Source organism: Enterococcus sp. AAFC-DPL-5182, from assembly GCF_058216605.1.
Genome location: NZ_CM177101.1, coordinates 3,468,613 through 3,482,537 on the forward strand (window position 1 = coordinate 3,468,613; position 13,925 = coordinate 3,482,537).

The 13,925-nt window shown below is 37.0% G+C and carries 11 protein-coding genes; 4 read left to right on the top strand and 7 right to left on the bottom strand.

Annotation, left to right across the window (positions count from 1 at the left end; translation table 11 throughout):
• Positions 1-95: 95 nt before the first annotated feature.
• Positions 96-815 (bottom strand): pseudouridine synthase, encoded by a 720-nt coding sequence (locus AC4BB7_RS16310; protein ID WP_490483741.1) that lies wholly within the window; start codon positions 813-815, stop codon positions 96-98.
• 115 nt (positions 816-930) lie between these two features.
• Positions 931-2,580 (bottom strand): putative polysaccharide biosynthesis protein, encoded by a 1,650-nt coding sequence (locus tag AC4BB7_RS16315; RefSeq protein WP_086314507.1) that lies wholly within the window; start codon positions 2,578-2,580, stop codon positions 931-933.
• A 460-nt stretch (positions 2,581-3,040) separates the two neighbouring features.
• On the opposite strand from AC4BB7_RS16315, the gene AC4BB7_RS16320 reads away from it, so the two are divergent.
• The gene (locus AC4BB7_RS16320) at positions 3,041-4,558 is read left to right on the top strand and encodes a UDP-N-acetylmuramoyl-L-alanyl-D-glutamate--L-lysine ligase (protein ID WP_490483742.1); all 1,518 of its coding nucleotides are present in this window, start codon (positions 3,041-3,043) and stop codon (positions 4,556-4,558) included.
• Between the two features lie 79 nt (positions 4,559-4,637).
• Here the strand turns inward: AC4BB7_RS16320 and AC4BB7_RS16325 are convergent, their stop codons facing one another.
• The 3 genes from AC4BB7_RS16325 to AC4BB7_RS16335 form a co-directional block, all read right to left on the bottom strand.
• Positions 4,638-4,742, bottom strand: coding sequence for an IS3 family transposase (locus tag AC4BB7_RS16325; protein ID WP_490483743.1), 105 nt, complete (start codon positions 4,740-4,742; stop codon positions 4,638-4,640).
• A gap of 116 nt (positions 4,743-4,858) precedes the next feature.
• Positions 4,859-5,767, bottom strand: coding sequence for an AEC family transporter (locus AC4BB7_RS16330; RefSeq protein ID WP_490483744.1), 909 nt, complete (start codon positions 5,765-5,767; stop codon positions 4,859-4,861).
• Positions 5,768-5,913: 146 nt separating this feature from the next.
• On the bottom strand, positions 5,914-7,116 hold the full coding sequence (locus AC4BB7_RS16335; RefSeq protein WP_490483745.1) for a multidrug effflux MFS transporter: 1,203 nt from the start codon (positions 7,114-7,116) through the stop codon (positions 5,914-5,916).
• Between the two features lie 726 nt (positions 7,117-7,842).
• Here AC4BB7_RS16335 and AC4BB7_RS16340 point away from each other — a divergent pair.
• From AC4BB7_RS16340 to AC4BB7_RS16350, 3 genes are all read left to right on the top strand, one after another.
• Positions 7,843-8,850 (top strand): serine hydrolase domain-containing protein, encoded by a 1,008-nt coding sequence (locus AC4BB7_RS16340; RefSeq protein WP_490483746.1) that lies wholly within the window; start codon positions 7,843-7,845, stop codon positions 8,848-8,850.
• Between the two features lie 106 nt (positions 8,851-8,956).
• Complete coding sequence (locus AC4BB7_RS16345; RefSeq protein ID WP_490483747.1) at positions 8,957-9,316, top strand: winged helix-turn-helix transcriptional regulator; 360 nt, start codon at positions 8,957-8,959, stop codon at positions 9,314-9,316.
• Positions 9,317-9,420: 104 nt separating this feature from the next.
• Entirely contained in the window at positions 9,421-10,092 is a 672-nt protein-coding gene (locus tag AC4BB7_RS16350) for an NAD(P)H-dependent oxidoreductase (RefSeq protein WP_490483748.1), read from the top strand.
• A 108-nt stretch (positions 10,093-10,200) separates the two neighbouring features.
• On the opposite strand, the gene AC4BB7_RS16355 is transcribed toward AC4BB7_RS16350, so the two are convergent.
• Positions 10,201-12,666, bottom strand: a complete 2,466-nt coding sequence (locus tag AC4BB7_RS16355; protein ID WP_490483749.1) for a heavy metal translocating P-type ATPase — start codon at positions 12,664-12,666, stop codon at positions 10,201-10,203.
• 202 nt (positions 12,667-12,868) lie between these two features.
• Positions 12,869-13,879 carry a LacI family DNA-binding transcriptional regulator gene (locus AC4BB7_RS16360; protein ID WP_490483750.1) on the bottom strand — a complete coding sequence of 337 codons (1,011 nt, stop codon included), beginning with the start codon at positions 13,877-13,879 and terminating at the stop codon, positions 12,869-12,871.
• Positions 13,880-13,925 lie beyond the last annotated feature (46 nt).

The following is a 13,925-nucleotide window of genomic DNA, read 5'->3' on the forward strand; positions in this document are numbered from 1 at the left end:
GTATTGACTGTCTAGTCAAAAGAAACCTAGACAACGTTTACTGTTTTAAATACAGCAATAAACTTTTGTTTAGGTTTCTTCCATCATTTTAAGAGTCAATTGTTCTTTAGTCCTTCAAGTTCGTCCTCAGTCAAAACACGATATTCGCCTAAAGCTAATGTCTCGTCTAGCCATAAACTACCCATTCGTAATCGTTTCAAATAGACAACTTTTTTATCTACGGCTTCAAACATGCGCTTGACTTGGTGAAATTTTCCTTCTTGAATAATCAGGCGAATTTCTGAAGATTGATCGATTTCATCTATTGACTCAATCACCAGTTTACTTGGTTTGACTTGCTCTTTATTGGTCAAGGCAAATCCTTTTGCAAAATGAAGAATATCAGCATCTGTTACAATTCCCTGCACTTTAGCGAAATATTCTTTGTCCACATGCTTTTTAGGTGATAATAATCGATGCGCAAGCTGACCGTCATTCGTTAACAGTAGCAATCCTTCCGTATCCTTATCCAAACGCCCGACTGGAAATAAATCTTCCCGGTAATCTTCATCTTTTAATAAATCGACAACAGTTTGATCCCATTTATCTTCGGTTGCAGAAATCACCCCTTGCGGTTTATGTAGCATATAATAATGATATTTTTGATAAGTAAGCTTTTCTCCAGCAAATTTGATACTATCTTGTGTTTCATCGACCTGTGTTTTGCCATCTTTAACAACACGATCATTGACAGTTACTAAACTTTTTTTCAATAGTTGTTTGGCTTCTTTTCGACTGCCAATTCCAGTTTCTGCAAGAAATTTATCTAAACGCATATGATTAATCCTCCTATTTAAAAAAACTGAAAAAGCTCTTTTAACCTTAACTTTGTCTGTTAGTTTATTTTCCTTAATAAAATAGCGGAACTTTACGTTCCGCTATGGATTATTTTTATTTTATTTTCAACTTACGACGAATTTTCACGACACTTGCTCCTAATAGTTTATCCGCTAAACGTAGTTTTAATGTGATGTAGCCATAGACTGCTCCGCCAAATGCCGCTACGATGATAATAATCATGAAAGATTGGAATTTACGAGTTGGATCTAGGAATAGATACAAGAACTGCCTCATCACTATTGCAGCGATCATCATAACCAACGTGATCAAGAAAATCAGTAAACCACGTCGTAATGTCAACCCAAAATTGAAGTGACTGACTTTTTTTATTTTTCTCATGATCAATACACACGACAAGGTAAATCCAATCATTGTAGCAATCAATGGACCATAGACTTCAAAAAGACGCACGCTTGGATACTGAACGATCAATTTCAACGCTAACCCTAAACCAAAATATTTGATTGCAGCTTTATTTTCATACATCCCCATCAACATTGTTGATGATAACATATACAAGCCCATAAACAAGCCAGCAATACAGGCTTGAACCAACACTGATACGCCTAAAGCGTCTGGTGCATAAAACATCGTATACAGCGGTTTGGCTAAAACGATCATACCAAATGTTGCAGGAAACATTACAAACATAAATAGTTGAAAGTTATTACTGATCAATTTGGATAAATCACGATATTTTTTCAATGTGATTGCTTCCGTGATCAATGGTAATCCTGTAGCTGAAATAGATGTAGCCAACGCAATGACTACCATTGTCAATTTGTCTGGATTTGCATTAAAAATAGCAAATAGCGTTCTCAATTGACTACCGGAATACGTAGTAAAAGTATTCATAAAATTAGAAAAAGTAAATTGATCGACTAATTTAAAGACTGTCACACCTGAACCAACAATAATAAAAGGAATGGCTTCTTTTAACGTTTCCGTCAATAAATCTCTTGTTGACGCTTCATGTTCATTCGCACTATGCGCCGCGAGATAATCGAACATTGGTTTTTGTTTACGAATATAGAAAAGTAAAACAACTAAGCTAGCTAACATCCCTACGAATGCTGCAAGTGTAGATTGCGTTACAGCATCAACATAATTCCCATCAATTACTTTCATGATGATAAATGCTGTCAACAACATATAAAAAACACGTGCTACTTGTTCCACGATTTGTGACAAAGCATACGGCATCATATCTTGATTTCCTTGGAAATAGCCTCGAACGACGCTCATACAAGGAAAAATCAATACAGCCAGACTTAGGGAACGCATCGTTGGAATCAATTCTTCTCCGCCGCCTGACCACTTCGCTAAAAGTGGCGCTGCAAGATACATGATGATTGCAAAAATAGCACCTAAAATAGCCATCAATTGAAGAGCTTTATAAAAGAGCTGCCGGCTTATCTTGTATTCATTCAATGAATTGTAATAAGAGGTCTGCTTCGCAATAGCTGCTGGAAGCCCCGCTGTAGATATTAATAAAAAGAGAGCATACACAGTATATCCCATTGAAGATAGACTATTTGCTTCGTTGGCGTGTTCCCCCATCCATGCATACCATGGGATAATATAGACCGCACCCAACAAACGAGAAATTATATTACTAGCTGTCATCCAAGCAGATCCTTTAACCATTTTCTCTTGGTTAGTCAAGATCGGTTGATCAGCAGGATTTGGTTGATTTATCATTTAACTCCTCCAACTTTCTTTGAACATGCTTTCTTTATTTTAATTGTTAAATCAAGTATATGCAACGACTTTCTTGAATAAATTAACTTATTTATATTTTCCTCACAGATTTTATAAAAAAACAGTGCTTTTCATTTTTTAAATATCTAAAAACCAAATAAACACTTCATTTATAACTATTCGTTTTTTGTTTATTAACAAAGAAAAACAGCACTAAATATCTCTTTTATTTTATATTTTTTTAATATTTCACTAAAATATGATCATTATGTATTTGTTATTTTAATAACTCTTAAAAATTCGAATTCATTATACTTGCATCAATCATTTTCTAACATTTTTTTCCACTCACCAGCAAGCGCCTTGAAGTTTTAACGTTTAAATTGTATGATGAATTTCTAAAGTTTTCTATACTAAAAATCTTATATTATGATTTTAGATACTGCTTGGAGGCGTAATGATGACTATTTCTTTAGAAACAATCCGAGAATGTTTACTAGAAGAACATCTTTTAAAAGAATTTATTTCAGCTGAAGGCTGGTCTTTAAGCTTGCCTATCGCGCTGAATGATAAAACATTTGATACTCTTTCTTATGATTCCCGTACTGTAAATACTGACACACTTTTTTTCTGCAAAGGGCTAAATTTCAAATCCGAGTACTTAGACAAAGCAGTCAAGTCTGGTCTTGCTGTTTATGTGGCTGAACAGCCGTATGATGTACCTGCAGCCTTAGGAATCATTGTGACTGACATCAAAAAGGCAATGGCGGTCATCAGTATGGCTTTTTATGATTATCCGCAAGAAAAATTAAAATTGATCGGCTTTACTGGTACAAAAGGCAAAACAACGGCTGCTTACTTTACTAAATTTATTTTAGATCAAGCAACAAATAAAAAAACAGCAATGCTATCTACCATGAATTCTACTTTAGATGGAAAAACTTTCTTCAAATCCCATTTAACTACACCTGAATCGCTTGATCTTTATCAAATGATGGCCGAAGCTGTTAAAAACAAGATGACCCACTTTATTATGGAAGTCTCATCGCAAGCTTATAAAACGAATCGTGTGTACGGTCTATTTTTTGATGTTGGCATTTTTTTAAATATTACGCCAGATCATATCAGTCCGATCGAGCATCCAACATTTGATGATTACTTTTATTGCAAGCGGCAACTAATCAAGCATTCCAAAACCATGATTTTCAATCGTGAATCAGACTATTTTCAATTACTGAAAGAAACAGCAGAACTTTATACTGTTCCTTATATTGTGTATGGAGATCAATCAGCGAAAGACACAGATTACATTTATCAAACAAGTCCTGACGACTCTCTCGCATTTTCTATCAACACCGAAAATGATACGTTAGCCGTTTCTGGTGAGTATCACTTACGTTTAGGCGGTGATTTTAATAAAGGGAATGCATTAAGTGCTGTTCTTGCCAGCGCATTAGTTGGTGCTACACGCAACGATTGTCAACAAGGCGTCAAGGAAACCACAGTTCCTGGTCGCATGGAATTGTTAACGAATAAAAATGGTGCAAAAGTTTATGTAGATTATGCGCACAATTATGATAGTTTAAAGAATCTTTTAACGTTTGTCAAAGAAGAACATCCTAATGGTCGTTTGCTGGTCGTCATCGGCAGCACAGGTAATAAAGCGATCTCTAGACGAAAGGATTTCGGTACTGTTTTATCTGAACTGGCTGATGTTGCGATTTTAACGACAGATGATCCAGCGGATGAAAATCCAATCACCATCTGCGAAGAGATACAGTCTTACATTTCAACTGATATTCCAGTCGAAATCGTTGCTGATCGTAGCGAAGCTATCGAAATTGCACTAGCAATGAGTCAAACAGAAGATGCAGTGGTACTTGCTGGAAAAGGTGCTGATTTGTACCAAAAAGTTGGCGGAGAAGATACACCGTATGAGGGCGACTTCTATATCGCTGAACGTTTGATACGTGAATAAAATAAAAGAGTAGGGAGTTCTTTTGAAGTGAGACCCAATAGTTAGACCATAACTCGACCGAAGAAATTTGGTCGGTTTTTTATGCGGTCATCCGTTCGCGATATCTAACGGGACTGCAGCCGAGTTTCGTTTTGATTCGGTGATGATTATAGTAATTAATCCACTCATTAATTGCTCGCTTCAACTACTGATTTTTTAAAGTCATAATCATATTTAGCCACTATAAAAAACCCCCTAAGTTAGATTTTCTGGTCTAACTTAAGGGGCGCACTTCATTCTTTCCTTACTCTTTTTCTATTACTACCCCATAAACATCATGATCAGCGTCATCAATACTAAACTGATCAAAATACTTGCAGACGATGTAAAGCCAACTGTTTCTTCCGGCATTCCTGCTTTAACACTATTGATCACCGAAAATGTCGGCATTGGCGCCACACTCAACACAACTAAAACGATTCGTAATAAAGGATCAAGCGGAATAACAAAAGCAAATAACAATGCAAACGCCGCTCCACATAGATAACGCCACGCCAGAACTTCTTTTACTAAGTGCAACGCTTTTTTAGGCAATCTAAGCTCAAAATATAAACCAATCATAAACATCGATAAAAAACCATTTGCCTTAGCGATCATTTCTAGTACCCCTAACACTTCCATCGGTAATCCAATCTGTCCAATCCGCAACAACAGCATCACCATATACGCTGTAAAAGGCGCAGATTTAAATAATGACAAAACAATTTTTTTCAACGTCGTCTCTTCTTTAGAGCCAACTACTTTATCGATCAACAATGTACTTCCACCTGTCAACATTACACTATTCCCGATATCAAACATCAAAAGAAAAGGCACAGCTAAAGGATAGAAGCCCTGAATAAATGGTAAACTAAAATTTCCAATATTATAACCTGACATCGAATACATTTGAAATTTCTGTTCCAAAACAGCACGTTTTTTACTGACTCGACCGCCTATCAGAATCACCAAAATATTCAAAACGATTCCCATTGTCAGCAAGAAAAATAATGTTCCAGACACAACAACACTTGCTAAACTAACGATCACCGTTGCCGGCAAAGTAATATTTACAATAATAACTGACAACATACCGCCATCTGCCTTACTCAATAAGCCGATCCGTTTCATTAAATAGCCTAAAAATATGACAAAACAAAAACCAATTGCCTGTAATAAAATTTCTTTCACCCAACTCGCCCCTCACTTCTTATTTCTACTATTATCCTAGATTATAACAAAAAACGCTATCTCAAAAGGTTTTCAATAAAAAACACCTACGCTAGTTTTTTTAGTTGCGCAGATGTTTTCTATTTCTATTTCTTTAAAGCTGTTTCTTATTTAGGTTGAACTTTTGTCCACAAAAATTTTCGCGTTAAGAATAGCATCAAGCAACCTATAACAAGAAAATATAAAGGCATCATCAGCAATGAACCATTGTGAAGTTTGCTCATACCAAACGTGAATAGACTGACCAACAAATAATAGCCTAAGCTAAAGACCGCCCCAGCCGTTCCGATCACATCTTGAAAATCGGTCAATGCCAAGCTAAGACAATTAGGCAACGCTGTTCCCGTCCCTGTCAGCAAGATGAAAATCCCCATCAGCATCAACCAAAGCTGAATCATTTCTGGAAGAACAGTTGCTGCACTGGCAACAAGCAGGAAAAAAGCCCCAAACAACATACTTCTGATTCCAATTAAAATAATTTTCTCTGGTTGATAAATCGGGAGTAACCGCTTGGACAATAATGCCCCTAAAATCGAAGCCCCAGCTACGCCGATTCCTAAAAAGCCATACATCGCCGTTGATAAATGAAACTGTTCGATAAATATAAATGGTGCTTCAGCATAATAGCTGAACAATACACCATTGATCGCCCCTATCAAAAAACCATAAGTCAACACTTTAGGACTCGTTAAAAGACGCTTAATGATTGGGATTAATTTTATTGGTACTCGCTTACTTACTTCAAAAGTTTCAGGCAAACGCAAAAATGCATAGCAAAAAATCAACACACTCATCAATACCAATACCAGAAAAACTGCTCTAAATCCCCAATATTGATCCACGATGCCGCCAATTAATGGACCGATTGCTGGAGTAAATGCCAGTGCCGCAGAAATCTGAGCAAACAACGCATGACGCTGATTGCCAGAATAACTTTCCCGCAAAATCGTCTGAGTCACAACAGAACCCGTGCTCGCGCCAAAAGCTTGAACAAATCGAGCAAATAACAGCAGTTCGATCGTCGAAGAACGTAAACAAAGGAAACTGCCAATTCCGTAAAATAATAAGCCATAAAGCATAGCTTTACGCCGTCCAATAAAGTCAGACAACCAGCCCCAAAAAAACACACCTAGCGCAAAGGCTAGAAAATAAATACTCAACGTCAGCTGAACCGTTGCCATTGGTGCTTGAAAGTCACGCGCAATATCCGGTAATGACGGAGTAAAAATCGTTTCACTGATTTGTGGAAATCCCACTAAAACAATCAATAATACTAAAGATGGTCCACGAGTTATGATGCTTTTTTTCAAAATACTTCCTCCTAAATTAAAAGCGGAGCGGACTCGTTCAGCTCTGTCTGAAAAATAGGAAAATAAGTTTGTGGCGTTTTTTGACACACACTGATTTTATCTTTTTTCTAAAGAGCTAGTCCGCTTCGCTAGACAACATTAAAAGCGGAGCGGACTCGTTCAGCTCTGTCTGAAAAATAGGAAAATAAGTTTGTGGCGTTTTTTGACACACACTGATTTTATCTTTTTTCTAAAGAGCTAGTCCGCTTCGCTAGACAACATTAAAAGCAAAGCGGGCTCATTCAGCTCTGTCTGAAAAATAGGAAAATAAGTTTGTGGCGTTTTTTGACACATTCTGATTTTATCTTTTTTCTAAAGAGCTAGTCCGCGTGGCTAGTTCATTAAATTAAAGGGTTGAAAAAAAACATCTTTCTCCGGGAAGCGGCGGGAGCATGATCAATATTAATTTATACGTATTCATCTGCTGATCACTTCCTTTTCTTATTTACTATACGTGTATTTAAACGTCTTCTCTATGGTAGCACAGATTCTATTGCAATTTCAATTCCAACAGCACTTTAACTAGCTTCTCTTTTTAATTCACTGACAATTCAATTTTCAACTATTGTATCGACTCAAAATTTCTTTAGAAAGTAAAAAAAATGAAACATCTATCCATCAATTAATGATAAACTTATTGTAGTACATAAACGACAGATACATAATCTAAATAAAGGAGCTTCACTCATGAACTTGAAACAATTTATTCCCACTGACTTCAATGGGTTTGTCAGCGTCACATCGAATGATGAACCCTTATTATTTGAAGCCTTTGGTTATCGGGATCTTCCTAATCAAATAAAAAATAATGTCGATACCATTTTCGGTACAGCATCTGGCAGTAAAACCTTCGTTGCTATCGCCATCATGAAACTTATTGAAGAAAAAAAGATCGGAATAGATCAACCAATCAACCGAATTCTCTCAAAGAAAATGCCTAATATCGACCCTAACGTCACTGTGCATCAACTACTTAATCATACTTCTGGTATCGGTGATTATTTTGATGAAGAAGAGATGGATGACTATGCTGAACTGTGGGAAGACTTTCCTAACTATAAAATACGAAAAAACAGAGATCTTCTTCCGCTCTTTTTTGATAAAAAAATGGTTGATACTCCTGGAAAAAAATTTCAATATAACAATACAGGATACGTTCTTTTAGCAACGATCATCGAAGAGCTTACACGCCAGGATTTTGACAGCTACTTGAAGCAAGTGATTTTTGAACCAGCTGGCATGACTTCTACTGGTTATTTTGCGTTGGATCGATTGCCAGCTAATGTTGCGAATGCTTATATCTACGATAAAGAATCAGAAGAATATTACAGTAATATTTATAGTATCGATGTTAAGGGTACCGGTGCTGGCGGCTGCTTCACAACGTTAAAAGATCTTGAACGTTTCTGGCAGACATTGCTTAGTGGAAAAATCATTTCTAAACAGGCGGTAAATATGATGCAAACGATGCAAGCATCGGATTATTATGGTTATGGCTTTTGGATTTCTAAAAACAATGAGAAACCTTTCCCATACATGCAAGGACAAGATCCTGGGATTTCATTTATTTCCTCTTACAATCGTTCATTAAATCGGAACATTACCATCATGAGTAATTTAGAACAAAATGTTTGGGCGCTTCACAAAGAGCTTTCCGCTTATTTTACTAAAGAGGATGCTTCCTCAAAACATTGAGTATACGGTAAGACAGTTTACTTCATCCAAAAATGTTAGTTATGCTATTATAATACATAATTTAGCACGAACATTTTTAACAAAATAACTATTGGGATGTGATATGATGACAAAGCGAAAAATTCATGATTGTTTAGATGGCTGTTCTGTAGAGTCGACCTTACAGCTCATTTCAGGTAAATGGAAAAGCGTGTTGTTGTACCATTTAATTTTTGAAGGAGCTTATCGTTACAGTGAATTACAGCGCTTTATACCCGGAGTCACCAAAAGGATGTTATCTTTGCAATTAAAAGATTTAGAAACAGACGGACTAATCAAACGGACAGTCATACAGGAAAAACCTATAGCCGTAAGCTATTCAGTAACTGAGTACGGTAGAAGCTTGGCTCCTGTGATAGAATCGATGTACCTTTGGGGCAATTCGTTTAATTCCCGTCACTTAAATACACAATCATCATTTAAGTAGTGGTATAAAAAAATTCCCCGATTTACAATGCTTTTTGCTTCCTTTACACTAAAGTCACTTATTGTTTAGTGCAATAAACTATGATGTAAAGGCAGGAAGATAAAATGAATAGAACAAAGAAGGAAAAACGACAAGAAATTTTAACAGCTTTTGAACATCGCCATGCTACAAAAGCTTTTGATCCATCTAAAAAAATTCCAACAGAAGATTGGGAAACCATTTTAGAAGCTGCACGCCTATCCCCAAGCTCATTTGGATATGAACCTTGGTCTTTTTTACTAATAGAAAATACCCAAATAAAAGAGGACTTGAAAGAATTTTCGTGGGGAGCCGTTAACAGCTTAAATGGGGCTAGTCATTTCGTCATCGCTTTGGCACGTAAAAATGTTACAGCAGAAAGCCCACACGTAAAACATATGGTAGAGAATGTGTTTGGTCTCCCCTTTTCACCAGACGCTCCGCAAACTCAAATGTTCAAACAGTTTCAGGCAAAAGATTTTGATTTAAACAGTGAACGTTCGTTGTTTGATTGGGCTTCTAAACAAACGTATATCGCATTAGCTAATATGATGACAACTGCTGCTTTACTAGAAATTGATAGTTGTCCGATTGAAGGATTTAATCGCGCTGATGTAGAAACTTACTTGAGTAAAAAAGGACTGTTGGATACAAATGAATTCGGTGTTTCTTATATGCTTGGACTTGGTTATCGTACAAAAGAAATACCACTGAAAAAACGCCAAACGACTGATGAAATTCTGACAGTTGTCGAATAAAAAAAATACTTTCTATCCCTTGATTTGAATCGTAAAAAAATCGACTAACAGCCTTAGGATCAGTATTTTTTACTGATTACTAAGAAAGTAGTCGATTTTTTCATCTAATTACTTCTTCAACGCTGAAGGTTTAAACCCTTTTAATCGCAAGGCATTCAGCAATACAGAAACTGAACTAAAACTCATCGCAGCTCCTGCAATCATTGGATTCAATAACGGTCCACCAAATAGATACAAGACACCCATTGCAACTGGAATTCCTAGTGTATTATAAGCAAATGCCCAGAATAAGTTTTCTTTGATATTCTTGATTGTTGCTTTACTCAACTCAACTGCAGTCGGTACATCCATCAAATCACTACGCATCAATACGATATCCGCAGATTCCATTGCGACGTCTGTTCCAGATCCAATCGCAATCCCGATATCTGCTTGTGCTAACGCTGGTGCATCGTTGATACCATCACCAACCATCGCAACTTTCTTACCTTCTTTTTGTAATTTCATGACTTCATTTGCTTTATCTTCTGGTAAGACCTCACTTAAAACGCGGTCGATTCCAACTTGTTTAGCGATTGCTTGGGCTGTTCGTTTGTTATCACCTGTGATCATCGCCACTTCGATTCCCATTTGATGTAATTTTTTGATTGCTGGAATACTATTTGGCTTGATTGTATCAGCAACAGCTATAATTCCTGCAATCACGCCATCTTTTGCAATATACATCGGTGTTTTTCCTTGTTCTGCTAATTGATCAGATGTATCGCCCAAATCACCTAGAGAAATAGTACGGTCATCCATCAATTTTTTATTCCCTAATAATAAACGGCTACCTTCGATTGTTACTTCGATACCATGACCCGGAATTGCTTCAAAGGCTTCTGTTGATGCGAAAACAATATTTTTTTCTTCCGCGCCATTGACGATTGCTTCTCCTAGAGGATGTTCTGAGCCTTTTTCAGCAGATGCTGCTAAACGGAGTAACTCATCTTGTGCCATACCATTTGCTGTTACAATATCTGTAACTTTTGGTTTTCCTTCTGTGATCGTTCCTGTTTTATCGAAAACGATTGTTTGGATCTTATGGGTTGTTTCTAATGCATCACCACTTTTGATCAATACGCCATTTTCAGCGCCTTTCCCAGTTCCTACCATAATTGCTGTTGGTGTTGCTAAACCTAGCGCACACGGACATGCAATAACTAGTACTGAAATTGTGATCGTTAAGGCGAAAACCCAAGATTCTTGCCCTAAGAAATACCAAGCCAAACCTGCTAAAACAGATAATACCATTACGATTGGTACGAAAACACCAGAGATTTTATCTGCCATTTTAGCGATTGGTGCTTTTGACCCTTGTGCATCTTCAACTAATTTAATGATTTGAGACAATGCTGTATCTTTCCCAACTTTTGTTGCTTTAAAACGGAAACTACCATTTTTATTGATACTTGCACCAATGACATTATCCCCAACCTTTTTCTCGACTGGCATACTTTCACCCGTCAGCATCGATTCATCGATTGCAGATGAGCCTTCGATCACAACACCATCTACTGGAATTTTTTCACCAGGACGAACAATGATCGTATCGTCTAATTGAACACTATCTACTGGGATTTCCATTTCTTGACCATTACGGAAAACACGGGCATTTTTCGGTGCTAAGCCCATTAATTTTTTGATTGCTTCTGACGTTTTTCCTTTTGAAACAGCTTCAAAATATTTACCCAACGTGATCAATGTTAAAATCACACCAGCAGATTCATAGTACAATGCCATTGTGAATTGTGGATCGCCAGCAAAAATCATCGCTGTTCCATACAAACTATATGCTACTGCGGCACTCGTTCCTAGAGCAACTAATGAATCCATATTAGGGTGTCCTTTAAATAGAGCTTTAAACCCAACGATAAAGAAACTTCTACCTAAATATAATACAGGAATCGTTAAGATCAACTGAACCATAGCAAATGTTTCAGGATGCATCATTGGATCTACAAATGATGGCAATGGCAAGCCAACCATATGCCCCATTGCTACATATAATAATGGAACAGTGAAGACTGCAGACATCCAAAAACGTTGCCACATGTCTTTGATATGTTTTTGTTTTTTCTCACGGTCTTTGTCTACCGTATCGGCTGAATCAATTTGTTCCACTGCGCCATAACCTGCATCAGCTACTGTTTTGGTAATATCTGAGACATTTAGAATCGCTGGGTCAAAATCAACGACCATTTTTTCTGTTGCTAAGTTGACGGATGCTTTTGTAACACCGTTCAATTTAGCCGTTGCTTTTTCGATTGTTTGCGCACACGACGCACACGTCATTCCTTCTATATCAAATGTTCGTTGTTGGACATTGCTCAATGCTTCATATCCTGCATCTGCTACAGCTTTTTGGATGTCGCTTTCTGAAAGTTTGCTTTCATCATATTCAACGTTTAGCTTTTCGGTTGCTAGGTTGACTGTTGCTTTAGATACGCCTGTTAGTTTGGACGTTGCCTTTTCTACCGTTTGCGCACATGAAGCACAGGTCATCCCTTCTATATCAAATGTTTTTGCTTCCATCTTTTCCATCTCCTTTTTCTATTTACATCATTTTTTATGTTTATAACCCAAACGACTATATTTGTAGTCGGATCATTTCTCCTTTATATTAAAATAGAATATTCTATTTGTCAACCTAAAGATCTGGTCATTTTATGAACTAATAAAAAAAATAGTTTTGAACATCCTTTCCGTAGAATGTTCAAAACTATTTCATCCGTTATTATTTCAAAGACAGTACCGTCTCCCGCTTAATCAACTTATGCGGAATCACCATCCGAACCCCTGTTGCTTCTTTTTCCTGCAGTGACTCAATCAGTTTTTGCATGCCCATTCTACCCAATTCCGCAATATCAATATCAATACTTGTCAGATAAGGATGAACTAACGTCGCATAAATCGAATTATTAAAACTGATCACCGAAAAATCATCTGGCACACGATAGCCATACATTTGTGCTAATTGAATCATTCGCATCGCGAAGATATCATCGATGACAACAGCGGCTGTAGCCTTCGTCTCTTTCAAAAGTTGTTCAAAAGCTACATAATCTTCCGGTTTTTCCATATCTACTGAAGGTAATACCGGCAAATTCGCTAACATCATCGCCTTTTGATAGCCAAAATAGCGTTCATAATAGACATTTTCATGGGTGGTATTCGTAATAAACAGAATATTTTTATGCCCATTTTCGATTAGGTAATCGGTGGCATGTTTGCCTAGTAATTGATTATCATTATCCACGTAAATGACCTTATCTTCATTTGTATACGGCTGACCGATCAATGAGAAGGGAACTTGATTTTCGAATAAATAATCGATGACTGGATCCTCTTTATCTGAGTAAAGCAAGATGAATCCATCGACTTGCTTTTGACGATGCATCAGCTGAACATTTTCTAACAACGTCTCAAAAGATTGCGCCGTGGCAATTGCCGTTGTCATACTGTGTTTACGCGCTTCATCATTGATCGACTCGATGATTTCCAAATAAAATGGATTTCCCATCCGCTCACGAGAATCTAACGGCGGTAAAATCACACCGACTGCTCCCGATGAACGTTTGCCTAAATTTCTAGCAGCAATGTTGGGGACATACCCCATTTCTTCCATTACTTTATAGACTTTTTTCTTCGTAGCATCTGAAATACTTGAGTGGTCGTTGATCACTCTGGAAACAGTGGAAGTAGCCACGCCAGCTTTTCTAGCAACATCTTTAACAGTAATTGTCATCTATTCTCCTCCTTTCATGATTAATCATACAAATTTTAATAAATCA